The organism is Thomasclavelia saccharogumia DSM 17460, from assembly GCF_000686665.1.
Lineage (GTDB): Bacteria > Bacillota_I > Bacilli_A > Erysipelotrichales > Coprobacillaceae > Thomasclavelia > Thomasclavelia saccharogumia.
This window is the reverse complement of record NZ_JMLH01000020.1, coordinates 1-25045: the sequence shown is the minus strand read 5'-3', so window position 1 is coordinate 25045 and position 25045 is coordinate 1. Positions and strand designations below refer to the sequence as shown.

Below are 25045 nucleotides of genomic sequence, written 5' to 3'. Positions count from 1 at the left end.
GTTTATATACAGTTCACAAAAACGATTTAGAATTACAATAGGTGATACTAATGAAAGTAGAAGTTTTGTACACAAATAAGTCAAGACATATTAAGCCTGTAGCCGAAGCTATGGCAAGATGGGTCAAGACATCCGCTAAAACAATAGACGATTTTGATTATTGTGGTTGTGTCGATTTAATGATAATTGGCTTTGATGATTCATCCTGGAAAGATTATCAGCTTGAATCTTTTATAAAAAATTTAAATCGCCAAAAAGTTCGTAATGTCGCTTTGTTCAATGCTTTTTATATAAATGATCATAAAATGAAAGAAATGATTAAATTATGCCAAGAAACCGATTTACCATTAATGAGAGAGCAGTATTCATTTAAATTAACTTTTAAACAACTAAAAGAAATTGATCAAAATGTAATTGATGGCGCCCGCTTGTATGTTGAAGATATGGTAAATTTGGTAAGAGATTATTATTAATAAGATTATTTTGGTAATAAGTTTTATTAAATTTTTAGTGGTTATTAAGCCACTTTTTTTATTGTTAAAGATAAAAATAAAATTTATTATTGACAATAAATTATTATCTTGATATTATTTTATCAAGATTTCAAGCGCATGAGCTTAAAATCTAAAAAAATAAAGGGGGTTAATAAAAGATGAAAAAATTAGAGATCATTATTAGACCAGAAAAGTTAGAAGATTTAAAAGATATTTTAACTGAATGTGATATTACTGGTATGATGGTTTCCAATATTATGGGGTTTGGTAATCAGATGGGTTATACTCAGCAATATCGGGGAACCAAATATGCTGTAAACTTAGTTTCCAAACTAAGAGTTGAAACAGTAGTAAAAGATGATGTCGTAAAAAAAGTAATTGATAAAGTTACTGAAAGACTTTCTTCAGGAAATGTTGGGGATGGTAAAGTGTTTGTATATCCTGTAGAAGAGGCGGTTAGAATTCGTACTGGTGAAACTGGTGAAAAAGCATTATAAAATTTAGGGGGTAGTTTTATGGAACAATTAATTAATATCGTTTGGGTATTTTTGGCTGCTGTAATGGTTATGCTGATGCAGGCTGGATTTGCAATTTTAGAGGCAGGTCTTACTAGACAAAAGAATTGTAATAATGTATTAATGAAAAATATTATGGATTTTGCGATTGGTTCAATTATCTTTTTTATGATTGGATTCGGATTAATGTTTGGTGATTCGATTGGGGGATTTATTGGAAGCAGTGGATTTTTTGATCCAACTAAGCTTGATTTGCCACAATTTGAAGCTTTATCGCCATCAGTATTTATTTTCTTTCAAACGGTTTTCTGTGCAACTGCAGCAACGATCGTTTCGGGAGCTATGGCAGAAAGAACAAAGTTTGTATCTTATCTAGTTTATACATTCGTAATTAGTTTAGTTATTTATCCAATTTCTGGTCATTGGATCTGGGGTGGTGGATTTCTATCTAAGTTAGGATTTATTGATTATGCCGGATCTACCGCAGTTCATTCAGTAGGTGGCTGGGCTGCTTTGATGGGTGCGATTACTCTTGGACCAAGAATTGGTAAATATGATAAAGATGGAAAGGCAAAAGCTATTCCTGGTCATAGTATCATGATGGCTACTTTAGGGGTATTTATTTTATGGTTCTGCTGGTTTGGATTTAATCCCGGATCATCATTGGAAGCAGCAGGATATGTAGGACATATTGCTTTAACTACTAATTTATCAGCTTGCGCAGGTGCATTGGTAGCAATGTTTTTAACTTGGAAAAAATATGGGAAACCTGATATTTCAATGACTTTAAATGGTATTTTAGCTGGCTTAGTAGGCATTACAGCTGGTTGTCATATCGTTTCTGCATATGGTGCACTTATAATTGGAGCAATAGGTGGTGTGTTAGTTGTATATGGATGTGAGATCTTAGATCAAAAATTCCATATTGATGATCCAGTTGGTGCAGTAGGTGTACATTGCTTAAATGGTGTTTGGGGTACCATTGCTGTCGGTTTATTTGCCTGCAATACACCGGCAAGTGAAGGCATTTTAGGATTATTCTATGGTGGTGGTTTCGATTTATTGATCACACAGTTAACTGGAGTTGTAGTAGTTGCTCTTTGGGTTTGTATTACTTCTTTCTTGATGTTTACAATTATTAAAAAGACAATTGGATTACGGGTTACTCCAAAAGAAGAATTAGAAGGACTTGATATTGGAGAACATGGTTCAGAAGCATATCCAGATTTCTTAAAAAAATAATAATTAAAAGACTGGGATTCCAGTCTTTTATTATGGAAAGAATATTAGCACTGATGAGTAAAAATTATAAGTGTGTAAACAAAACTATTGTAGGAATTACTTATAATAATATTAAATTTCAATTTTAATCAAATTAATAAAGATAGACGAAAATAGAGAAATATATGAAGTGAAATATGATAATTTTTAAAAAGATCTTTAGTAAATCAAATTTATTGTTGAAATGAATGACGTCAAGAAAACAAACAATAAAATCCATATAATTGGTAACAGTAATGTTATAAAGAGTTTTTCAAGATACTATCATTTTCATTTTTTAAGTATGGGATATTGAATGATTTTGTCATTTATAGGTTTTATATCCATATTTGATCAATTCTTGAAAAAACCATTATTTTGAAGATGACGAGTATAAATATAGTTAGAAATGGACTAACATGCAGTATTTTAGTACAATTATAATATAAAGATAAGAGGTAAAAAATGTTCTTAAATTTATTAAGTCAGCTAAAAGAAAAGCATGTGATGAAAATGAGACAGATATTTTAACAGGATATGTATCAGGCTGGCTAGGATTTTATTTGTATCACGAACTTGCATATCATGATATTTTATGTGTCATACTGGCAACACTGGCATTATCAACACATGGTTCATATAAAGCAATTCATGTGCCAACGGACATGACAATGAAATTAAGGAATATATAGTCTTAAGAGAAGATGTCATTTAGTCAAAAAAGAGAATCAAACAACCAATCAGTGCACTTGTATTAAGAAGAGGATTAAGACATCAGGGGAAAAGCAGTAGAATAGTTGCCCATATCAAATAGCTTGAAACGATAGAACTGCCTGAAATCGTAAGAGAAAGATTGAATGAATTTCTAAAAGGGGATGATTATTTAAATTTAAATGAACGAATTGAAAGATTCAATGAAAGAATAGAAGAATTTTCATAGGGGGAAGAATACAGGAATTTTGTATCTAAAACTTCATGTTTCAAAGGAATAGATACATTATCAGCAATGAAAATACATGTATTAGTGAGTGATTTTCAGCGTCTTTCAAAGTTATGATAAAAACATATATGTAAGATAGAGGAAATAAATTAGAGTTATAACACTTAAACTATTATATGTTAATAAAGGAGAATGTTTAAAATATATTTAATTGAAAAAGGATTAGAAGTGATATGGTTTTAAATCAAGAGTTGAGAAATATTAGGCATAGAGTTCAAAGTATAGACATAAGCTTGTAAATATTGCTTTGAAACTTAGGGTTTAGAGTTAACATCTTTTTTATTTAGAAAACATGGAAATCATAGATTAAAACTAATATTTATGTAATTTGTTTAAGTAATGAAGTCGAGCTATGATTAGTATCAAAATGTGATGAATAATCAACAAAAAAATGTTACAATAATTCTACGAAAGGAATGATAAGTATGGGCATTTATTTAAATCCAACAAATCAGAATTTTTATGAAGCGGTTAATAAAGAAATATATGTTGACAAATCTTTATTGATTGAAAGAATTGAGCATTTGAAAGAAAAAGTGAATAAATATCTTTGTATATCACGACCAAGAAGATTTGGAAAGAGTACCGATGCCAATATGTTAGTAGCTTATTATTCCAAAGGCTGTGATTCATCACAGATATTCAATCGTTTAAAAATCAGTCAAACAGAGTTATATCAAAAGCATTTAAATCAGCATAATGTGATCCATCTCAATATGCAGGATTTTTTAAGTAAAACACATGATATTGATAAAATGCTTATTCTTCTAACGAAATTAATTTTTAGAGATATAAAAAAAGTTTATCAAAATATAGAATATTTTGATATTAATGATCTTATACAAGTTTTAGAAGATGTTTATGCTGAGGTAAATGAACGATTTATTTTTGTTATCGATGAATGGGACTGTATCTTTAGAGAATACAAAAATAATAAAGAAGCCCAGAGTCAGTATTTGGATTTTTTAAGAAACTTATTAAAAGATAAGCCCTATGTAGAGCTTGCCTATATGACGGGAATCCTGCCAATCAAAAAATACGGAACTCATAGTGCCTTGAATATGTTCAAGGAAATATCGATACTCAATCCAACACCACTGGAAGAGTTTATGGGTTTTACAGAAAAAGAAGTTGAAGATTTATGTTTAAAATATGATATGGATTATGAAAAAATGAAGGACTGGTATGATGGATACAGGATGACAGATGATTTATCAGTTTATAACCATCGTTCTGTTGTTTATGCTTTGATGGACAGAAAATACGAAAACTACTGGAGTGCAACCGAGACGTATGAAGCCTTAAGAGTCTATATCGATATGAATTATGATGGCTTGAAAGATGATGTTGTCAAGTTATTGGCTGGAGAAGAGGTATATTTGAATACAGACAAGTTTCAAAATGATATGACGACGTTTAAATCAAAAGATGATGTTTTAACACTGCTGATTCATTTAGGATATCTAGGATATAACAGTTCTGATCAGACATGTTATATCCCAAATAAGGAAGTAACAAGTTCGTTTGTAGCATCGATTGAAGATTCATCATGGAATGAAACGACGAAAGCATTATTAAACAGCCGTGCCTTATTAGAAGCGACATGGAATAAAGAAGAAGAATTAGTAGCCAAGTATATCGAAGAAGCGCATTTGGATACAGCGATACTAACATATAATAATGAAAATGCGTTATCCTATACGATTTCGATCGCGTATATATATGCCAGAAATCATTATACGATAATAAGAGAGATGCCAAGTGGTAAAGGATATGCAGATATGGTGTTTATACCTAAAGATGATAAACCAGCAATGATAGTAGAATTAAAATGGGATCAGGAAGTAGAGACAGCGATAGATCAGATCAAAGCGAAGAAATATTATTTTGGATTAGAAAAGTATAGAGATAATTTACTGATAGTAGGAATCAGTTATGATAAGAAGACAAAGAAACATAGTTGTAAGATAGAAAAGGCAATTCATGATAATTAAATAAGATAGTAATAAAATAGCATCTCAATTTGAGATGCTAATAATTTTAAATTTTTTTAAAAGCTTGTTTTAAATCGGCAATCAAATCTTCGACATCTTCTAAACCAACAGACATTCTAATTGTTTCTTGTTTTACTCCTCCTGCTAAACGTTCTTCTTCTGACATTTGAGCATGAGTAGTGCTGGCTGGATGTGTTAATAAAGAACGAGAATCAGCAAAATTAGTAACATGAATAAATAATTTGATGTTATCGATGACTGTTTTACCACCAGCGACACCGCCTTTTACACCAAATGTATAAAGACCGCCAAAACCATTAGGGAAATATTTTTTTGCTAAGTCATAATTAGGATTATCTGGTAGTTCGGCATAACTTACCCATTCAACATCTTCACATTCATTTAAAAACTTAGCTAATATCCGAGCATTTTCAACATGTTTTTTCATTCTTAGAGATAGTGTTTCTAATCCAAGTAGAGTCATATAGGCATTAAATGGTGCCATACAACCACCTAAATCACGTAATGTTTTGGCAACAGCTTTTGTACAAAATGCAGCTTGACCTAAATTTGCATAAATAATATCATGATAGGCTTTATCAGGGGTATTAAATAAAGGATAACGAGGATTGTCTTTCCAATTAAAGTTACCACTATCGACAATGATTCCACCCATGACATTACCATGTCCAGCTAAATATTTAGTCGTTGAATAAACTACTAAATCAGCACCATGTTCAATTGGTTTAAATAAATATGGTGTTGGGGTCGTATTATCAACAACAAATAAAATACCGTATTTTTTAGCAATTTTATTTATAGCATCAAAATCCAGCATATCACCATTAGGATTTCCTACAGATTCTACAAAAATTAATTTTGTTTTATCAGTTATTGCAGCTTCTAAAGCTTTTAAATCTTTAGGATCAACAAAATGAGATTTAAATCCCATTGTTTCCATCGTTCCTGATAAAGAACCAATCGTTCCACCATAAAGATTATTAGCCGCTACGATTTCATCACCACTTTGACAAACTGTCATTATCAATCCCATAATAGCTGCTGTTCCTGAAGCAAAGGCAACAGCTCCAAACCCGCCATCAAGAGCTGCCATTCTTGTTTGTAAAGCATCAACAGTAGGGTTAGATAAACGCGAATAAAAATAACCACCTTCTTCTAATGCGAAAATTCTTGCGGCCTGGTCGGCATCTTCAAAGGTAAAAGCATTTGATAAATATAACGGCATACCGGTTGCTTTGGTTACAGGGTCAGGTTTTTGACCGGCATGTATTTGTAATGTTTCAAAACCATAATTTTTATTATCCATTAATATCTCCTCCTCAAATTGATAAAATTGTATCACAACTATAATAATATTTCTATAATAAATGCTGTAAATAGCCACCTTTATCTATTATTTTAAAGCAGGATTTAATTTTATTTATTTTGTATGTTAGATGTATCTATAGCAGCTGAATTAAAAAAGATTATAAAATTAAATAGTCTATTTTAAAGGCTGTTTGATAATAATTTGAATTTAAAAATATAAATTGTTGTATCAAATGAATTGATCTTTACCGTTTAATGGTATTTTTAACCGTTAAATTGTGAAATTGAAAATTTTCTTTTTTTTGTGTTATAGTAAAAATAAGAAAAGCTTTAAAATATATTTTATTAATTAATTTGACAGGGAGAGGAGGAAAAGTAAGTTGTATGATTAATAAATTATATTTAAAAATATAAGTTTTCAAAATAATAGTTTTAGTATGTATTAATAACAATTAAAAAAAACGATAGTATATAATAAGGATAAATGAAAATATTGCAGTAATTAGATCTTTTAGCGGACTAAAAGTATCATTAAAAGATTTTGCTGGAGGAGTTGTTAGTGAACGTTTATACGAACTTCATATGCATGGGAATCATCTGCTTATTGATTTTATTTATAAATATGGCTATAAAAGAATCAAAGCTGGCACTTCTACGTATAGATCACCTTATTATACACAAACGATTCATGGGGAATAATTATGTTTAGGTTAAAGAATATTATAATTGTAGTAATTAGATACTTGATTTTGGCTTTTTGGAGCTTTTATGAGTTCGTTACTTTAAATAATTATTTAAGCGCACTTGTTTATGAAGAAGTATTTCCAAATGGATATACTGAAAGTGAAAAGCTTAGAGTAGATACTATTTCTAACGTAATCAATAAATTATATTATGTAATATTAATATTGGTAATAGCTTATTTATTGATTTTAATTATTAATTATTGGAAAGATGAGGATTTAAAATATAGTCTTATAAATATTGGTTTACTTGCATTGATATTTGCAGTGGTAGTATTTGCTAAATATTTTGTTTGTCATTGTTATATGCTAGATGAATTACTTCATTTAAGACTATATGGCGGTTGTGCTATAATAGCAGTAATAATATTAGTAGGATCAAAGTTTGTAAAAAGCAGAAGAATTAAATAATTTTAAAAGACTGCAAAACTTGCAGTCTTTAAACTTTTATTCAATAATCATAGCATTTTCTATCGGTGCAAAAGGATTATCTTTATTGATTCGATCATAGAAAAGTGTTCCTTCAAAATGATCTAATTCATGCTGTAAACAAATTGATAAAAAACCTCGAGCAACAATTTTCACTTCTTGATCAGTCAATATATCATATCCCTTAACTGTCACTTTAGCGTAGCGTGGTACATAACCTTGAACTTCTTCATTTACTGATAAACATCCTTCACCATCTTTTAAATAAGATTTCTTTTCAGTATAAGAAATGATTTTAGGATTAACTAAAGCATAGTCATTACTCTTAGTAATATTTCCGTCTTTATCATAATCTAAAACATGAATAGCACACATTCTTTTAGGAATCCCTAGTTGAATCGCAGCAATCCCAACAGCAGGACGTAAATCATATTTTTCAGAAATTTCTGGGTCTTGAGAGTTGACAAGAAATTCATGCATTTTTAATAAGAGATTACGATCTTCCTCATTTAGAGGCAGTGATACTTCTTTTGAAACTTCACGAATTTTTTTGTTATGGTCATCGATTATATCTTTCATTGTTAACATAGTTTCACCTCATTTAAATTCTGATAGTATTATATCATAAAATGAGGTGAAATAAAGACTTTATCCGACTCTAATTCTTGAATTTCCACAAATGATCAATAATAAGAATACTACTAAAACGATTGCAAACCAGTTTGTTGATCCAAAACCGTTGTTACATCCACAGCTGTTGCTGCATCCACAACCACAGTTGGACATTGAAAAACCACTATTGCATCCACAGCATCCAAATGGATTTGTGATGAAAGGACTGTATGAATTGCATCCACATCCAGAATAGTTAAATCCACAGTTCATATTATCACCTCCTTTAGTATATCCTATTCTAATATTTATCTTTTGCCTGGGTTATTGTAGATAATAATTAAATTTTACGTTATAATAGAAAAAAATTAAGGAGTGATTAAATATGGATTATAATTATCCGTTAGACTATAATTGGTCAACAGAAGAGATAATTGATGTAATTGCTTTATATAATGCCGTAGAAAAGGCATATGAAAAAGGTATTAGTAAAGAGGAGTTTATGAATGCTTATCGCAAGTTTAAAGTTATTGTTGATAGTAAAAGTGCGGAAAAACAGTTAGATAAACAATTTTATGAGATTTCCCACTATTCAATTTATCAGGTAGTAAAAGCAGCTAAAGAAAATGACTGGATTCAAGTAGGTGAGTAATTTGGTAAAAAAAAGGTTTACGAAGATAAAAAGAATAATTGATCGACTAAAACAGCTTTTTACAAGTCGAGGTGTAGATAAAGGAATCTATATAAGTGTTTTTATTCTTGCTGTTTTTGGAATTATTATGATTGGTTCAGCTTCAATTGGAAGTGTAACTTCATCAGAGAAAACAGTTACTTTAGCGATAAAAAATATGAGTACGCAAACAGTTTATGTTATCGCTGGAGCGGTTGTAATGATTTTTATCGCTAGAGTTTTTAAAACACGCTATATTGATTATACAACGTCAATGAAGTTATATTTATTAGGAATTATTTTGATGACGATATGTAGATTTTGGTCTGATTCTCATGGTTCTCATGCCTGGATCAAATTTGGTGGAGCATTTAGTATTCAGCCGGCTGAATTTATGAAAATTGCAATGATTTTGATCATGAGTTATTTTTTAACCGAAAGTGATAAAGCTTTTGTTGTTAAGGGACGATTTAAAACAGCGGCATTGAAAGCGGCATTTTATAAAGAAAAGTTTTTAAAATGCGTATTTTTACCAATGCTCTTGGTTTTTATTGCTGCTGTTGTTGGAGTGTTTATTCAAAAGGATTTTGGGACTACTGTGATTCTGGTAGGAATTTGTTTTGTTTGTTTTATTGGAACCCCAAGACAGTATTTTAAGAAGTATAAAAAAATGGTGTGGATCTTTATAGGGGGGTGTGCAGTGATATTGACAATTATTGGAACCACTGTCTTACAGCCTTATCAATTAGGTCGGATCTATTCATGGCTCGATCCGATGTCAGATCCTTATAATAACAGTTACCAGTTGGTAAATGCACTAATTGCTTTTAGTGATGGAGGATTATTTGGCTTAGGGTTTGGAAATTCTACCCAAAAATATGGCTATATACCAGAAGCTCACAATGATTTCATTGGGGCTATAATTTATGAAGAGCTGGGAATAATTGGCTTAGGGTTAGTAATTATACCGACGTGTGTTATTATTTTTAAATTATTAAAATATTCAAATGAAGTAAAAGAAAATAAGTCAAGAATTATTTTGCTCGGAGTGTCATCATATTTCTTTTTACATTTAATAATTAATCTAGGAGGAGTTTCGGGATTAATTCCGATGACCGGAGTACCGTTGCTGCTTATTTCGGCTGGTGGTTCGTCAACTGTTAGTGCCTTTGTAGCTATTGGAATCGCTCAGGCAATAATTGCTAAGCATAATCGGCAAAAATTTGACACCGATTAAAGATCAAAACATATAATATACTAGGTGATATTATGGACGAATTTAAAGAGTTTTTGAAAACTGTCCCTAGTGTAAAGCAGGATGTTTTAAATGGTCGTTATACTTGGCAGCAATTGTATGAGATTTATGTAATGTATGGTAAAGATGATAAATTTTGGCAGCCATATAAGACTAATAGTAATGTTGATTTAAATGCAATAATTGAAATTATTAAAAATATTGATTTGAATGCATTATCAAATAGTTTGAGTTCAATTGAAAAAGTTTTGAATGTTGTTAGTTCTTTTTTAGATAAAAAAGAACCAGAAAGAGAAAGAAAATGGTATGATGAATGAAGAAATAAGATATTATCTTCGTTATCATCCCCATTGGTATATTGTTTTATCTAGGTATCCTCAAGAATATGGTCGTTTAGTACAAGAATATAAGGATGAAAAAAATCAACAATTTATTGATAAAATAGATCAAGTTTCAATGCTGATAAATATGTTGGAAATGATGATGTAGGTGAATATGCAAGAAATATTAGATAAATTAATAAATGAAATAAAAAAGGATCAACGTTATCTTGATTATCTTGAAGCTGAAAAAAAGCTTCATACAAAAGATATCGAAGAGTTATTGCGGGATTATCAAAATAAACTTGATCAATATGAAGAAATAAGAAAATATGAACCGTATATTGATAATACGCAAATTAAAGAAGAAATCAAAGATTTAAAACGTCAGATTAGTTGTAATGAGGATATTATTGATTATTATCAAAAATATCATCGTTTGAATGATTTTTTGGAAGAAATAACTAAAATCGTGTTTGGAAATATATCAAAAGAACTGGATTTATCTCCATATAAGTTATAAGAGGGTTTATGAGAGTAATAGCAGGTAAATATAAAAGTAGACAGTTAAAAACGGTAAAATCAAATCTAACTCGTCCCACAACAGATCGCAATAAAGAAAATATGTTTAATATTATCGGACCTTATTTTCAAGGGGGAAATGTATTAGATCTATTTGCAGGCAGCGGTGGATTAGGAATAGAAGCTTTATCGAGGGGCTGTGATTTTCTTTATAGTGTTGATCATCAATACGCTGCTTTTCAAATAATTAGAGAAAATATTAGATCTTTAAAGATTGAAAATGCTAAAGTGTATAAACTTGATTATCGAAAAGCATTAAAAAAATTTAGTGAAGAAGGAATTAAGTTTGATTTGGTTTTATTAGATCCGCCTTATGGCAGAGGATTGGTTGATGGAATATTAGAATTTTTAATCGAGAATGAAATGTTGAATGAGGGCTGTATTATTATGGTAGAAGAATTAAAAGAAGTTGTTTTTAAAACTTTTGAGCAAATAAATTTGCTTAAAAAAAATGACTATGGTATTACAGCATTGAATGTATTTAAATATCAGGGGTAAGAGTATGAAGAAAAATATTGCAGTATATGCAGGAACATTTGATCCTGTAACTAATGGACATTTGGATATTATTGAACGGGCCAGCAGAATGTTTGATATTTTGTATGTGACGATTTGTATTAATCCTAATAAACAGGGGCTTTTTACAGTTGCTGAAAGAAAAGAATTATTAAAAAAAGTATGCCAACAATTTGATAATGTAATCGTTGATTCATCGGATAAACTTTCAGTAGAGTATGCTAAAGATGTTGGATCAAAAATCTTAGTACGCGGAATTAGAGCAACGATGGATTTTGAATATGAATTACAGTTAGCTTTTTCTAATCAGTATTTGGACAAAGATGTAGATATGGTATTTTTAATGACTAAACCATCACACTCATTTATTTCTTCTTCAGCAGTAAAAGAAATGGTTAGTCATAAGCGGCATGTTGCTGGCTTAGTACCAGCTTGTGTAGAAGAAGCTTTACAAAAGAAATTAAATGGATGAAATCAAAGTGGTTTTGTTTAAAATAATTGTCAAAATCAATGATATTTGATATGATGAATAAAGAAAAAAGATACATCAACTGGGTATAATGAATATTATTTCCCAATTATACCTCGTTAGAGGTATTTTTTATGGAGGAAAACGATGAATATATTTACATTAAAAGATTTTTCAACAACTGATATTAATTTGATTTTAGATGAGGCAGAAGAATTTAAAAAAGGGAAAAAAGTAGATTATAATGGCAAAAAAGTTGTCGCAAATTTATTTTTTGAACCATCAACAAGAACGCATTATAGCTTTGATAAAGCGGCTTATAATTTAGGCTGTCGAACACAAAATTTTGAAACAGCTAACTCAAGTGTTCAAAAAGGAGAAACTCTATATGATACTGTAAAATTTTTTGAGTCGATCGGTTGTGATGCAGTCGTTATCAGACATCCTAAAGAAAATTATTATGAAGATCTGGTTGATCGAATTACGATTCCTATCGTTAGTGGTGGTGATGGAACAGGAAATCATCCTAGCCAATCTTTATTGGATTTAATGACGATTCGTGAAGAATTTGGACATTTTGAGGGTTTAAAAATAGTAATTGTTGGAGATATCGTTCATTCAAGAGTAGCTCATAGTAACTATGAAATTATGAAACGTTTAGGAATGGAAGTTTATACTAGCGGTCCGCGTGAATTTGAAGAACCAGGGTATAATTATGTTGACTTTGATACGATTTTACCAGAGGTTGATATTGTTATGCTGCTTAGAGTTCAACATGAACGACATCATAGTTTAATGAAATTAACTACTGATCAATATCATGAATTATACGGATTAAATCGTGAAAGAGTTAATAAAATGAAAGAAAGGGCAATCATAATGCATCCAGCTCCATTTAACCGTAATGTTGAAATTGCTGATGAAATCGTTGAATGTAAACAAAGTCGAATTTTTAAACAGATGGCTAATGGAGTTTTTGTGAGAATGGCATTATTGAATCGGGTGTTAAGTGATGACTAAAGTATTATTTAAAAATGGTAATGTTTTTTATCATGGTAAAATCCAGAAGTTAGATGTTCTGATTGAAAATGATAAAATCATTGATATTAAACAAAATATTGATCAAGCTGATGAAATAATTGATATTGCTGATAAATTGTTAACTCCTGGATTTGTCGATATCCATGTACATTTAAGAGAACCTGGTTTTGAGCATAAAGAAACAATTGCAACAGGGACTAATTCAGCAAAATATGGTGGCTATACGCATTTAGTAGCAATGGCTAATACGATTCCCTGCATGGATGATGTCGAGACGATCAGAGATTTTAAAAGACGGGTTGAAAAAGATGCGAAAGTACATACTTATACATATAGCGCAATTACTAAAGAGCTAAAAGGACAGGAACTAGTGGATTTCGATGCAAATAGTAAAGAAACGATCGTTGTCGGTTTTTCGGATGATGGTAAAGGAGTTCAGTCAAAAGATATGATGGAAGCAGCAATGAAAGCTGCCAAGACAAATGATTCAATTATTGTAGCCCATTGTGAGGATGAAGGTGAATTAAAGCCGGGAGCATGTATCAATGAGGGAAATTATGCTAAAGATCATGATTTAGTAGGAATTAATAATGCTTCTGAATATAATCATGTAGTCCGTGATCTAAAACTTGCTGATGAAATAGGAAATCGCTATCATATTTGTCATATTTCTACTAAAGAAACTGTGGCGGCTTTAAAAGAAGCGCGTAAGACAAATAGCCTTGTTAGTGGTGAAGCATGTCCGCATCATCTGATTTTAACGGATGATAATATTAAAAATCTTAATCCTAATTATAAAATGAATCCGCCATTAAGAAGTAAAGAGGACCTAGAGGCTTTGATTGCTGGCATCAATGATGGTACTGTAACAGTAATCTCAACTGATCATGCACCACATGCAATTGCTGAAAAGAATAAACCGATCGATAAAGCCCCATTTGGAATAATTGGGAATCAGCATGCCTTTAGTTTAATGTATACATATATTGTAAAAAAAGGGCTTATTCCTCTAGAAAAAGTATTGACTTGTATGTCATTAAATCCCGCCAAAGTAATTGAGATCGATCATGATTTAGAAATTGGCTATAAAGCAAATTTAGCTGTTTTCGATCTTGAAGAAGAATATACAATAACTAAAGATAATATTAAATCTAAATCAATTAATACCCCATTTTTGGATACAAAATGTTATGGTGTATTAAAATATCATGTTTTAGATGGTGTAATTACTAGAATATAGGAGGTATTATGGCTAATTTACAAGGGATGATGAAAATCGTTAGTATTGAAAATATTGCTGATGAAGTATACGAAATGGTTTTAGAAGGTGCAGGAGCTAAATATATTAGTGCTAGTGGGCAGTTTATTAATATCAAGATCAATAATAGTTTACAGCCTTATTTAAGAAGACCGATGTCAATTAGTGATTATGATGAAAATCATATTGTCATCGTTTTTAAAGTTGTTGGTGAAGGTACTGAACTTTTAAAGAATAAAGAAATCGGTAGTTATTTAGATTGTTTGATTGGTTTAGGAAATGGCTTTACGATCAAAAATGGTAAAGCATTACTCATTGGTGGCGGATTAGGAACACCACCTTTATATAATTTAGGTAAAAAATTAAAAGCTCAGGGAATTGAAGTTACAACAGTTCTAGGTTTCAATAGTGCTAAAGATGTTTTTTATCAAGAAAAGTTTGCCGAATTTTCTAAAGTCTATGTTGCAACTATGGATGGGAGTGTAGGGACTAAAGGAACGGTTATAGATGTAATTAAAAATGAAGGTTTAATTTTTGATAATTACTATACTTGTGGACCAGAACCAATGTTAGATGCTTTAGCGCTAAATTATCCTGAAAACGGGCAATTATCATTTGAAGCTCGTATGGGATGTGGTTTTGGGGCTTGTATGGGATGTTCATGCAAAGTTAAAACTAAGCCATATAAAAGAATTTGTGTTGAAGGACCGATATTAGAAAGTAATGAGGTGATCGTAAATGGCTAATTTAAAAGTATCATTACCTGGGCTGGAAATGAAAAATCCCATTATTCCTGCTAGTGGAACATTTGGATTTGGATATGAATTTGCAAAATTTTATGATTTAAATATTTTAGGCTCAATGATGTTAAAGGGCACAACATTAGAACCACGTTATGGAAATCCTTTACCCCGAATTGCTGAAGGACCAAGCGGGATGCTTAACGCCATTGGACTTCAAAATCCTGGAGTTGAAGCGGTAATGAATGAGGAGCTGGAGAAACTAAGACCATTATATACTGATAAAGTTATTGCTAATATCGGTGGTAGTGCGCCAGAAGACTATGTCGAAACAGCTAAGCGTTTATCAACTCATGATATGGTGGGAGCTTTAGAATTAAATATTTCTTGTCCAAATGTTCATAGTGGTGGCATTCAATTTGGAACTAATCCGCAAATGGCAGCAGATCTAACGCGTCGTGTTAAAGCCGTTTCTAAAGTACCTGTATATGTAAAATTATCACCAAATGTAACTGATATTGTTGAAATGGCAAAAGCTGTAGAGGATGCTGGAGCTGATGGTATTACAATGATCAATACGCTTGTAGGAATGCGTTTTGACTTGAAAACAGGGAAGCCGATCATTGCTAATAAAACAGGAGGATATTCAGGTCCAGCAATTTTTCCTGTCGCGCTTAGAATGGTTTACCAAGTAAGTCAGGCTGTTGATATTCCCGTAATTGGTATGGGGGGGATTCAAAGTGCCCGTGATGTTATTGAGATGATGTCAGCAGGTGCCAGTGCAGTGGCAATTGGATGTCAAAATTTAATTGATCCATATGCGTGTAAAAAAATCATTGAAGATTTAGATTCTTTACTTACTCAATTAAGAATTGATGATATAAATAATTTAGTTGGGCGCTCACATAAATTTTAAGATAATAAAAACAATGTATTAGTAAAATTCTTTACTTAAGCATTGTTTTTTTATTTTTAATAAGAAAATAGATAATAGAAAATTACATAATGAGTGTTTAAAATTGTAAATACGACTTTGAATTATTAATATAAAATATAAATAGATAATATTTGTAAAAAAGGGGGATGAAACTAATAAATGAAAAATAGTTAAAATTTAAAGAAGGGAAAAGAGATTATGAAAAAAAAGAGTAAAATTTTAATAGTGATACTTTCAACAGTGCTTTTTCAAAATGCTTTTAATATTTTTCCTGTAAGGGCAAACGAATTAAGTGCATCTGTAATTGAGCGCGCAGAAAATATTTCTTTAGATGAAAAATGTATAGCTCGTTATAATTCAATCAGAATCAGTTGGCATGGAGAAGAAGATCATGTATATAAGATTGAAGCAGGTGATTCATTAGATGGTCCGTTTACATTAATTGCAGAAAATTTAAATTCATCAGAATATATTCATGAAAATGTAGGAATTGGACAGAAGAAATATTATCATATTATAGATCAAACTACAGGTAATATGACAGCGGTTTTTAGTAATGATGAATATACTGGATTTAGGACTATTGTTGATCAGGCTAAGTTAACATGGAGTGATGATTTAAAGCAACGCCATATTTTTGATGGAACTAATATTATTGATTTAGATGATCAAATTAGTAAAATTAATACGTTAACAGGAGGTACTGTTATTGTAAAAGGGAGCTTTGATAGTACTGATGGCTGGAAACAAAATGCGTCAATGTTAGGAATTAATAATAGTGGTATTTTTGGTGTTAGACATCCAAATAACAATAATCAGTCTATTGAATCATTTGGAATTGACCTTTCAGGTGGATTAAGAGCAACCTATGCTAATACTAATTTTTTAAATACCACACATATGGCTGTTTATAGTAATCCCGCTAGTAATAATAGTGGTAAAATAATTGCTTCATTTGATGGAAATACTACAGTATCGTTTGATAATAATGATGCTTTAAAAGGATTTTTTACAAGATTTAGTGAAATTAAGACTTTATCAATTGGCGGAAACAGAGATGAAAATGGGAACATTACTAATCCCTGGTATGGAACAATTGACTATATCATTGTTACAGATGAGGTGCTTTCACAAAATGAAATCAATGCTATTTCAAGTGATGCACCTGCTATGAATATTGAAGCAAGTGATACATTAACAGCTTCTATAGTTTCTAAATATAGTAGTAATATATTAACATGGAACGCTGTAAAAGGAGCTGACGCTTATACTATTTTAGTAAGAGATGATCCAGCTGATGATTTTAATTTTTTAACAATTACTGGTGGATTAAAATATGTTGATAATTCTTTAACAACAAATAATCGTGAATATAAAATAGTTGCAGGTAGCCAGGAAAGTGAAATTTTAACAGCAAAAAATGGTCTTCAAAGTGGAATTATTTATAAAACTTTTAATGATAATGAAGGAATCCTTGATGGCAATAGCTGTATTGATATTTTAAATGGCAATCAAGAATTATTGAATAAAATAAAAACTATGAGTGAAGGAAGCATTGTAATGAAATTTCGTTTTAATGATTCTAATACACCAAAAGTTTTATTTTCTGCAAAGAACAAAATTCTTGAAACTCCAAATTATGCAAGTAATGGATCAAATAGTGGTAAAGATTTGATTACCTTGTATTTAAAAGAAAATAATGAATTAAGATCTGATTTAAAACAAACAAGAGCAACTGCAATGGGGCATGCTTTGAGTGATGAAAATTGGCATACACTTGTTTTTTCTAATTCTAAAGATAGTGTAAATGGTAAACAGTTAAGAGTAACAATTGATGGAAAAGAAATATTAGAATTCCATGGTAATAGTGCTAATGTTGGTTTATTTGATAAAACACCAACAATCAATCAAATGACTCTAGGTGGCATATTAGAAAATGATGGTTCAGTTTTATATGGTCTAGATGGTGAGATTAGTTATTTTGCAATTTTAGATGAGGTTATTTCTGATCAAGAGGCTATCGATCTTACAAGTGAAACAAAAAATAAAATAGATGATTTATTTGATGAGGGTGCATTTAATACTTGGGTTTTCACTGGGGGTTCATTAGCTCAAGGAAGTTTACAAGACATAGGCGGGGTTAGAAATTATACGGGATTGTTTGAAGAAGTTATTCGTTGGAATCTTGCTACTGCCTCAATGCAAAAAAGGCAGCGCTTTGTAATCAATACTGCCAAAAGAAATCAAAATATCAAGGATATTGATACTAATTATGATAGCTTGATAAAAGCATATCAACCTAAGGCTTTAGCACTAATGCTTGATAATAATGATACATTGTCTGATAGCGAGATTGAAGAACATTTATTATCAATTATTGATAAAAATAATAATAATGATATATATAGTGTTGTTCAAATTCCGCCTGTTCAAGATGATTCTTCAATAAGACTTAATGATATTGTAAACAGTGCTTTATCAAAAGTTGATAGTTTGTTATTAAAAAATATATTAGTTATAAATCATGATGAGTTATTTAAAAAGGATAATGAGATTTTAAGCGATAAGTTTAATTCTGATGGTTCATTGAATGCTAAAGGACATTTGGCGATTGCTAATCAATTATCATTGAAAACTGTAAATCGTACAACAACAATAACAGAAAATAATATTTCTAAAAATATAAAACAAATTCCTACCTTTATTTCTGATGTACCGACTGTATTAGTTTCTAATAATCAGTTGAATATTGAAGTACCTGATAATGCTAATGTTTATAATTATAGTTATAAATTAGATATTGATGGTATTACAATCAGTGGTAATTTTATTGGTAATAAAGCAGAGATAAAAAATCTTCCAGCAAATAAAAATTTTAACTTGATTGTGCAGGGAAATAACGGCATGATTCAGTTAAAAACATTAATTGGAACAACTAATAAAGATAGTGAAGTATCAGTTAAAACAGATAGTAGTAATTTATCAGATTTACAAAAAGAAATATATACGAAAGTACAACAAAGTAAGAAAATGAAATGGTTATTTTTAGGTGATAGTATTACCCATGGAGCTTTACATACTAATGGATATGATTCATTGCCACAACTTTTTGAAAAATATCTAAGAAACGAATTAAATCGAGAAGATGATGTAGTAATTAATACAGGTGTATCAAGTGCTACGCTTCAAGAATTAATGAATAATAAAGAAGCACGCTATGAAAGATATAAAGATGCTGATGTAGTTGTTTTGATGTTTGGTACAAATGATGCCAATTATAGCGATGATACTACATCTTACCGTGAAAATTTAAAAGCGATGATTTCAGAAATTAAAGAAAATAATTCCATTCCAGTACTTAGGACTCCAAATAAACTATTTAGTAATGATAATAGAGGAAATAGACTATCTAAATATGTCTCAGTTATTAGAGAAGTAGCTAAAGAAGAAAACTGTATTATAGTTGATCATTATAACCAATGGGAAGATGCCTCTTATATAAATGATAGTATCGGAAAAGCTAATGGGGATTGGATGAATACAGATTATATTCATCCTAATCATCTGGGTCAATTAAAAATGACACAAAAGCTGATTACAGAAATAGGTTTATGGAATAGTGAAAGTATAATTTGTAATTTAGATTATGAAACAAATACAATAAAAGAAATAAGTGAAATTGCTCCTAAAATAACTTTGAATGATACTAATTTAGTTGTAGATATAGAAAAATTGGCTACAGAGTATAATCAATCATTTGGCAGTGTTACTATTGAGGCAAGCATTAATGGAACTGTATATAGTAAAACAGTTTATAAAGATTCTTTAGAACCAATCAAGGAATTAATACTAACTAATATACCTAAAGGTGGTACGATCAATATTTTGGTAAAAGCTTCACTTGATACTACTAATAAAGAAATAACTTTTAAGAATCAAGAAATTTTAAATAACCTTAATAAAGATTCGTTGATTGATAAAATAAATCAAGCTAAAAACTTTACAAAAGAAGAGTATACATTTGAGAGTTATAATAATCTTTCACTAGCAATTAAAAATGCAGAACAATTATTGGAGACAGCTCAAAGCCAAAATGAATTAGATGAAGCAGTAAAATTTATTGATACAGCAATTAAAGATCTAGTTAAAATTAATGTAAATAAATTAGGTTTATCAATTGCCATATCTATGGCAAATAATATAACTCAAGAACAATTAGATAAAGTAGTACTAGCTGTTGTTACTGAATTCAGTACAGCATTAATTGAGGCTCAAGATATCTTAGCTAATGATAAGGCAACTCAAGAACAAGTAGATACATCATTTGCAAGATTAGCAAGTGCTATGCAAATGTTAGAGTTCTATAAAGGAGATAAAACCGAATTAGAAACATTGATCACTTCAACAAATGAATTACAAGAAGAAAATTATACAGCTGATTCATGGACAGCATTACAAGAGGCAATCGAAGCAGCAACTGAAGTCATGAATGATGAAAATGCAATGCAGGAGGATGTAGATAAGGCATATAGTAATCTACAAGCAGCTATTAATAATTTAGTCGAAGTAAAAGAAGTAGATAAAACAATCTTAGAAGCAATGGTAAACAAAGTATTAAGATTAGATGGAAGCAAATATACAAGTGAAACATGGAATAACCTAGTACCAGTATTTCAAGAGGCACAAGATGTATTAGCTAATGGAAGTGTAACTCAAGAAGAAGTTGATAATGCATATAATGCTTTGGTAAAAGTATATGTGGATTTAAGATTAATTCCTGATAAAAGTTTATTACAAGAATTGATCAATAAAGCAAACGGATTAAATGTAACAAATTATACCATTAAATCATGGAATGTAATGCAAAGTGCTTTAAATAAAGCCCAAGCAGCATTAGTCAATGAAAATATCGATGATGCAGGTGTAGAAATAGTGTATGAAAATTTAATGGCAGGTATCAAAGGATTGGAGATGGTTAAATCAGAAGATGAAACTGTTACAGTAAATACTGGAGATACTACTGATCTATTAAATCTATTTGCTAGTTTAATGCTTTCTTTAACTGTGTTATATGAAAATAAAAAAAGAAAGCATATAAATTAATAAGTCAAAAATTGAGATAATTATCAAAGTTTTAGGTAAATAAATAATTTAGAGAAAAGCTAAATTATTTAAAATCAACTTTAAGAGGTTTAAAAAACCGATGAAATTTAGGGTAATTAAAGAAAATGTATAGATAAATCTAAAGGAATAACTAAAAATTTAAGTTATTCCTTTTGTTTTGACCAGATACTTTTTTACTTTTGAATCTCTTTAATGTTCCCATCAGCTAAAACTTTGGTAATCATTATATCTTTATCTTCAATGTTAAAAAATCATGATATCATATATTCATATAGTTCTTTTTATAGTATTAAAACAATATCAATGGTAAAAGAATGAAAAAAAGAAACAATAACGGTTAATTCTAGCTGGTGTTTTTTATGGCTGTTTTGTAAATTTATCTCCCTAAAGTTGAGACCATAAATGATTATTAATATAAAGTGTATGATGAGAATTTAAATTTTAATGATTTTATATCTAATATTTAAAAATACTTAGAAATAAGTATCTTTTATAAAAGATATAAGCTATAATAAAGCGGTGGTGGTGATGAGATGGATTTAGATAAATTATTAAATAAAAATCAAAAAGAAGCAGCTACTTATCTTGATAGTCATTTAAGAATAATTGCTGGTGCTGGTTCTGGAAAGACGAGAGTTGTTACATATCGAATTGCCTATTTAATTGATGAAGTTGGTGTTGATCCTCGTAAGATTCTTGCGATTACCTTTACGAATAAAGCTGCAAATGAAATGAAAGAAAGAGTTACTAATATATTAGGACCATATGGTATGGGTTCTTTAATTTGTACAATTCATTCATTATGTGTAAGAATTTTAAGACAGCATATCAACGTTATTAATTATCCTAGTACTTTTATGATCATGGATGAAGAAGATCAAAAAGCATTGATTAAAAAAATTTATAACAATTTAGATATTGATGCAAAAACAATCAGTATCAAAAGCATGATTGCTTCTATTTCAAATTATAAAATGGCTAATATTACACCTCAACGAGCTTTAGAATTAGCTGGACAATTTCAAGGTGAAATAAAAAAAGCCATGGTTTATAAAGAATATTTAGAATATCAGGAAAATCACTTTATGCTTGATTTTGATGATTTATTATTAAAAGCAGTTTATATTTTTGAAAATTATCCTGATGTACTAGAAAAATGGCAGTACCGTTTTCAATATATTCATGTTGATGAGTTTCAAGATGTAGGTAATATTGAATATCGTTTAGTAAAGTTAATGGCAAAAAAAGCGATTACTTGTGTAGTTGGCGACCCTGATCAGACAATTTATTCATTTAGAGGTGCTGATGTTAATTATATTTTAGATTTTGATAAAGACTTTAAACCATGTAAGACAATTATTTTAGATCAAAACTATCGTTCAACTGGTAATATTTTAAATATTTCCAATTGTTTGATTCGTAAGAATCAAAATCGTTTAGAAAAAAATTTATATACTGAAGCCACTGGAGGTGCTGAAGTCATTCATTTTACTGGTAAAAGTGAACAAGAAGAAGCCGATTATATTTGTGGTCAAATAGAAAAAATCATTAATGATGTGGAGGGTGTCAATTATCGGAATTTTGCTATATTATATCGTGCTAATTATTTATCACGAGTAATTGAACAAAGCTTAATTTCTCATGGAATCGATTATCGAATTTTTGGGGGACTTAAATTCTTTAGTCGTAAAGAAGTAAAAGATGCTTTAAGTTATTTACAGCTGGTTTGTAATAATGAAGATTTAGCTTTTGAACGAATTATTAATGTTCCTAGTCGAGGAATTGGGAAAAAGACATTAGAAAATATTCAACAGGTTGCTTTGAATAATCAAGTTAGTTTGTATGAAGCATTAACTTTATTTAGTGATCAAATTAGATTGTCTACGAAGGCTAAAAAAGAAGTTAAGATCTTAGTTGAGGCAATCGAAACAGCAAAACATTCAAGTTTACCGATGCATCAAATGTTTGAAGAGTTGATGAATAATACTGGTTATATTGAAATGCTGAAAAAGGATCTTGAAGAAAATAGAATTGATAACATTCATGAGTTACAGCGTTCAATTTACGAATTTGAGAATCAAAATCCTGATTTGGCAACAATTGAAAATTATTTACAAGAAATTTCGTTATATACTGACAATGATGATATTGATGAAAAACAATATGTAAGTTTAATGACAATTCATATGGCCAAAGGTCTGGAATTTGATTATGTTTTTGTTTTAGGTTTATCGGAAGGAATTTTCCCAAGTTTTAGATCGATCAGTGAATCGGATGAAGGCTTGGAAGAAGAGAGAAGATTAGCCTATGTTGCTTTTACTAGAGCGAAGAAGCAGTTGTTTTTAACTGATAGTGAAGGATTTAGTTTTGTTACTGATTCCCCTAAAATAGCAAGTCGTTTTATTGATGAAGTTGGTAAAGAAGGAATCAAACATATTGGAGCAAAGCCTCGTTTTAAAACAGCTAACTATATAAATACATCACTTAATAAAGCTGATTTAATTGGCAATAATCAAGTTAAAGATTGGACTGTTGGTGATTTTGTTATGCATGATACTTTTGGTAAAGGAGTTGTAGTTAAAGTTAATGGAAACACTCTTGATATTGCGTTTGAATTACCAGCGGGGTTAAAAACTTTGATGGCAGGACATAAGGCTTTAAAGAAGCTGGCAAATTAGCACTCTTAGGGTGCTTTTTTATTTTTAATGAGAATGTACAGTAAAGTTATATTATAGATATGAAAGTATTTAAGGATATTACCATGAACAAGTTATTAAATAGTAATGATGAATTATTTGTTTATAATAAATCATGATGATTTACCATCTGTATTTCAATATTTTATTAAAACTAAAAAATGAATGAACAGTAGTTAGAAAAGGTTATATTAGCTAACACAGACTAGTATTTACCAGAATTATATAATTTTGTAAAAGATTTAGGGTTAACTGTAATCATTAATGATACTAATGGATATGTAATTGATTCTAATTGTGAAAAAATAATAGGATTGGAAATATTTGTACAACTAATTTTATTTATAAAGGGATGACGCAAGGATATCCAACATATAAAATGGATGAGAGAACCATAATTTTCTATGAGTTCTATCAAAGCAGATTTAAGAAACGATTAATAAAAACTAAATTATTATGATAAAGTTTATTTAACTGATTTACACTGCTTTGGTAAAAACAGGAGAGTAGATATTATTATTGATAATCATCATGAAACAACGATTTCAAAGTAATTAAAAATGTCCCTATTTCTAAATAAATATACTGATGAAAGTTTGGTAATAAAGCATTACTAGTTATTAATAGAATATTATTTAAAAATATAAAATAAATGATGGGTACTTTTTTCCTTAGACTACATAAAAATGAAAATAAAAAAGCTATTAGTTTATATAAAAATGGATTTCAAAAAAATAATGAGAATGAAATCATAATTAAAAAGAAGTAATTTTCCTTTTTAGATTGTAAAAGATAATGAGGAGGAAAAAAATATGATTCATGAAAAAAATATTATCCAAAATAATGTCAGCTTTAGTAATGACCTGTTCTTTAAATATCTGCTCTCTAGAGATACTTTTGAATCCCAAAAAATAAGAAAGTTTATCGTTAAATCTGTCACTGGTCTTGACTGTCAGCAGATGATCGTTAAAAATCCCGAAATCAATCAAAATACGGTCCTCGCTAAAAACATCATCCTCGATATCTGTGCGGTTGATGAAAAAGGTCGAATCATTGATATC

The 25045-nt window shown here is 29.9% G+C and carries 21 protein-coding genes and 1 pseudogene; 19 read left to right on the top strand and 3 right to left on the bottom strand.

All coding sequences use genetic code 11. From position 1 onward, the window contains the following. The first annotated feature begins 50 nt into the window (after positions 1-50). From BR82_RS0106205 to BR82_RS0106190, 4 genes are all read left to right on the top strand, one after another. Positions 51-473, top strand: coding sequence for a hypothetical protein (locus BR82_RS0106205; RefSeq protein WP_027089480.1), 423 nt, complete (start codon positions 51-53; stop codon positions 471-473). Between the two features lie 179 nt (positions 474-652). Beyond that, positions 653-991 carry a P-II family nitrogen regulator gene (locus BR82_RS0106200; protein ID WP_027089479.1) on the top strand — a complete coding sequence of 113 codons (339 nt, stop codon included), beginning with the start codon at positions 653-655 and terminating at the stop codon, positions 989-991. A gap of 18 nt (positions 992-1009) precedes the next feature. Beyond that, positions 1010-2251 (top strand): ammonium transporter, encoded by a 1242-nt coding sequence (locus BR82_RS0106195; RefSeq protein WP_027089478.1) that lies wholly within the window; start codon positions 1010-1012, stop codon positions 2249-2251. A gap of 1443 nt (positions 2252-3694) precedes the next feature. Next, entirely contained in the window at positions 3695-5263 is a 1569-nt protein-coding gene (locus BR82_RS0106190) for an AAA family ATPase (protein ID WP_027089477.1), read from the top strand. Between the two features lie 46 nt (positions 5264-5309). Here BR82_RS0106190 and BR82_RS0106185 read toward each other — a convergent pair whose 3' ends face one another. Next, entirely contained in the window at positions 5310-6590 is a 1281-nt protein-coding gene (locus BR82_RS0106185) for an O-acetylhomoserine aminocarboxypropyltransferase/cysteine synthase family protein (RefSeq protein ID WP_027089476.1), read from the bottom strand. Between the two features lie 703 nt (positions 6591-7293). Here BR82_RS0106185 and BR82_RS0106175 point away from each other — a divergent pair. Continuing rightward, entirely contained in the window at positions 7294-7746 is a 453-nt protein-coding gene (locus tag BR82_RS0106175; RefSeq protein ID WP_027089475.1) for a hypothetical protein, read from the top strand. Positions 7747-7782: 36 nt separating this feature from the next. Here BR82_RS0106175 and def read toward each other — a convergent pair whose 3' ends face one another. Next, positions 7783-8352, bottom strand: a complete 570-nt coding sequence (def, locus tag BR82_RS0106170) for a peptide deformylase (protein WP_024722555.1) — start codon at positions 8350-8352, stop codon at positions 7783-7785. 60 nt (positions 8353-8412) lie between these two features. Continuing rightward, positions 8413-8649 carry a hypothetical protein gene (locus tag BR82_RS16710; RefSeq protein ID WP_084300728.1) on the bottom strand — a complete coding sequence of 79 codons (237 nt, stop codon included), beginning with the start codon at positions 8647-8649 and terminating at the stop codon, positions 8413-8415. A 112-nt stretch (positions 8650-8761) separates the two neighbouring features. Between BR82_RS16710 and BR82_RS0106160 the strand changes: the two genes are divergently transcribed. From BR82_RS0106160 to BR82_RS15270, 14 genes and pseudogenes are all read left to right on the top strand, one after another. Further along, positions 8762-9028, top strand: a complete 267-nt coding sequence (locus BR82_RS0106160; RefSeq protein WP_024722554.1) for a UPF0223 family protein — start codon at positions 8762-8764, stop codon at positions 9026-9028. Continuing rightward, entirely contained in the window at positions 9021-10283 is a 1263-nt protein-coding gene (locus BR82_RS0106155; RefSeq protein ID WP_240474520.1) for an FtsW/RodA/SpoVE family cell cycle protein, read from the top strand. Before BR82_RS0106160 ends, BR82_RS0106155 begins: the two co-directional genes overlap by 8 nt. 32 nt (positions 10284-10315) lie before the next feature. Then, positions 10316-10618: a spore coat protein YlbD gene (gene ylbD / locus BR82_RS0106150; protein WP_027089473.1), complete on the top strand. Its 303-nt coding sequence runs from the start codon at positions 10316-10318 to the stop codon at positions 10616-10618. Continuing rightward, entirely contained in the window at positions 10611-10790 is a 180-nt protein-coding gene (locus BR82_RS0106145; RefSeq protein ID WP_227053662.1) for a YlbE-like family protein, read from the top strand. Before ylbD ends, BR82_RS0106145 begins: the two co-directional genes overlap by 8 nt. A 6-nt stretch (positions 10791-10796) precedes the next feature. Then, positions 10797-11144: a YlbF/YmcA family competence regulator gene (locus BR82_RS0106140; protein ID WP_027089472.1), complete on the top strand. Its 348-nt coding sequence runs from the start codon at positions 10797-10799 to the stop codon at positions 11142-11144. An 8-nt stretch (positions 11145-11152) separates the two neighbouring features. Further along, a complete protein-coding gene (gene rsmD / locus BR82_RS0106135) occupies positions 11153-11701 on the top strand; it encodes a 16S rRNA (guanine(966)-N(2))-methyltransferase RsmD (RefSeq protein ID WP_027089471.1) in 549 nt (182 codons plus the stop codon). 4 nt (positions 11702-11705) lie between these two features. Continuing rightward, the gene (gene coaD, locus BR82_RS0106130) at positions 11706-12191 is read left to right on the top strand and encodes a pantetheine-phosphate adenylyltransferase (protein ID WP_027089470.1); all 486 of its coding nucleotides are present in this window, start codon (positions 11706-11708) and stop codon (positions 12189-12191) included. A 144-nt stretch (positions 12192-12335) separates the two neighbouring features. Then, complete coding sequence (locus BR82_RS0106125; RefSeq protein WP_027089469.1) at positions 12336-13208, top strand: aspartate carbamoyltransferase catalytic subunit; 873 nt, start codon at positions 12336-12338, stop codon at positions 13206-13208. Beyond that, the gene (locus BR82_RS0106120) at positions 13201-14469 is read left to right on the top strand and encodes a dihydroorotase (RefSeq protein ID WP_027089468.1); all 1269 of its coding nucleotides are present in this window, start codon (positions 13201-13203) and stop codon (positions 14467-14469) included. Before BR82_RS0106125 ends, BR82_RS0106120 begins: the two co-directional genes overlap by 8 nt. 8 nt (positions 14470-14477) lie before the next feature. After that, positions 14478-15233 carry a dihydroorotate dehydrogenase electron transfer subunit gene (locus tag BR82_RS0106115; protein ID WP_027089467.1) on the top strand — a complete coding sequence of 252 codons (756 nt, stop codon included), beginning with the start codon at positions 14478-14480 and terminating at the stop codon, positions 15231-15233. Then, positions 15226-16143 (top strand): dihydroorotate dehydrogenase, encoded by a 918-nt coding sequence (locus BR82_RS0106110; RefSeq protein WP_027089466.1) that lies wholly within the window; start codon positions 15226-15228, stop codon positions 16141-16143. The genes BR82_RS0106115 and BR82_RS0106110 overlap by 8 nt, the downstream gene beginning before the upstream one ends. Positions 16144-16362: 219 nt before the next feature. After that, entirely contained in the window at positions 16363-21267 is a 4905-nt protein-coding gene (locus BR82_RS0106105; protein ID WP_027089465.1) for a GDSL-type esterase/lipase family protein, read from the top strand. 554 nt (positions 21268-21821) lie between these two features. Further along, complete coding sequence (locus BR82_RS0106100; RefSeq protein WP_027089464.1) at positions 21822-23966, top strand: ATP-dependent helicase; 2145 nt, start codon at positions 21822-21824, stop codon at positions 23964-23966. 830 nt (positions 23967-24796) lie between these two features. Next, positions 24797-25045 (top strand): annotated as a pseudogene (locus tag BR82_RS15270) (hypothetical protein); the annotation flags it as partial.

Excerpts from the sequence above, each read along its gene's own strand:
- BR82_RS0106115 (WP_027089467.1), top strand. The coding sequence starts at position 14,478 with ATGGCTAATTTACAAGGGATGATGAAAATCGTTAGTATTGAAAATATT.
- BR82_RS0106190 (WP_027089477.1), top strand. The coding sequence starts at position 3,695 with ATGGGCATTTATTTAAATCCAACAAATCAGAATTTTTATGAAGCGGTT.
- BR82_RS16710 (WP_084300728.1), bottom strand. The coding sequence starts at position 8,649 with ATGAACTGTGGATTTAACTATTCTGGATGTGGATGCAATTCATACAGT.
- BR82_RS0106185 (WP_027089476.1), bottom strand. The coding sequence starts at position 6,590 with ATGGATAATAAAAATTATGGTTTTGAAACATTACAAATACATGCCGGT.
- rsmD (WP_027089471.1), top strand. The coding sequence starts at position 11,153 with ATGAGAGTAATAGCAGGTAAATATAAAAGTAGACAGTTAAAAACGGTA.
- ylbD (WP_027089473.1), top strand. The coding sequence starts at position 10,316 with ATGGACGAATTTAAAGAGTTTTTGAAAACTGTCCCTAGTGTAAAGCAG.
- BR82_RS0106110 (WP_027089466.1), top strand. The coding sequence starts at position 15,226 with ATGGCTAATTTAAAAGTATCATTACCTGGGCTGGAAATGAAAAATCCC.
- BR82_RS0106175 (WP_027089475.1), top strand. The coding sequence starts at position 7,294 with ATGTTTAGGTTAAAGAATATTATAATTGTAGTAATTAGATACTTGATT.
- BR82_RS0106125 (WP_027089469.1), top strand. The coding sequence starts at position 12,336 with ATGAATATATTTACATTAAAAGATTTTTCAACAACTGATATTAATTTG.
- BR82_RS0106205 (WP_027089480.1), top strand. The coding sequence starts at position 51 with ATGAAAGTAGAAGTTTTGTACACAAATAAGTCAAGACATATTAAGCCT.
- BR82_RS0106200 (WP_027089479.1), top strand. The coding sequence starts at position 653 with ATGAAAAAATTAGAGATCATTATTAGACCAGAAAAGTTAGAAGATTTA.
- BR82_RS0106160 (WP_024722554.1), top strand. The coding sequence starts at position 8,762 with ATGGATTATAATTATCCGTTAGACTATAATTGGTCAACAGAAGAGATA.
- BR82_RS0106120 (WP_027089468.1), top strand. The coding sequence starts at position 13,201 with ATGACTAAAGTATTATTTAAAAATGGTAATGTTTTTTATCATGGTAAA.
- BR82_RS0106140 (WP_027089472.1), top strand. The coding sequence starts at position 10,797 with ATGCAAGAAATATTAGATAAATTAATAAATGAAATAAAAAAGGATCAA.
- BR82_RS0106145 (WP_227053662.1), top strand. The coding sequence starts at position 10,611 with ATGAATGAAGAAATAAGATATTATCTTCGTTATCATCCCCATTGGTAT.
- BR82_RS0106100 (WP_027089464.1), top strand. The coding sequence starts at position 21,822 with ATGGATTTAGATAAATTATTAAATAAAAATCAAAAAGAAGCAGCTACT.
- BR82_RS0106195 (WP_027089478.1), top strand. The coding sequence starts at position 1,010 with ATGGAACAATTAATTAATATCGTTTGGGTATTTTTGGCTGCTGTAATG.
- BR82_RS0106105 (WP_027089465.1), top strand. The coding sequence starts at position 16,363 with ATGAAAAAAAAGAGTAAAATTTTAATAGTGATACTTTCAACAGTGCTT.
- def (WP_024722555.1), bottom strand. The coding sequence starts at position 8,352 with ATGTTAACAATGAAAGATATAATCGATGACCATAACAAAAAAATTCGT.
- coaD (WP_027089470.1), top strand. The coding sequence starts at position 11,706 with ATGAAGAAAAATATTGCAGTATATGCAGGAACATTTGATCCTGTAACT.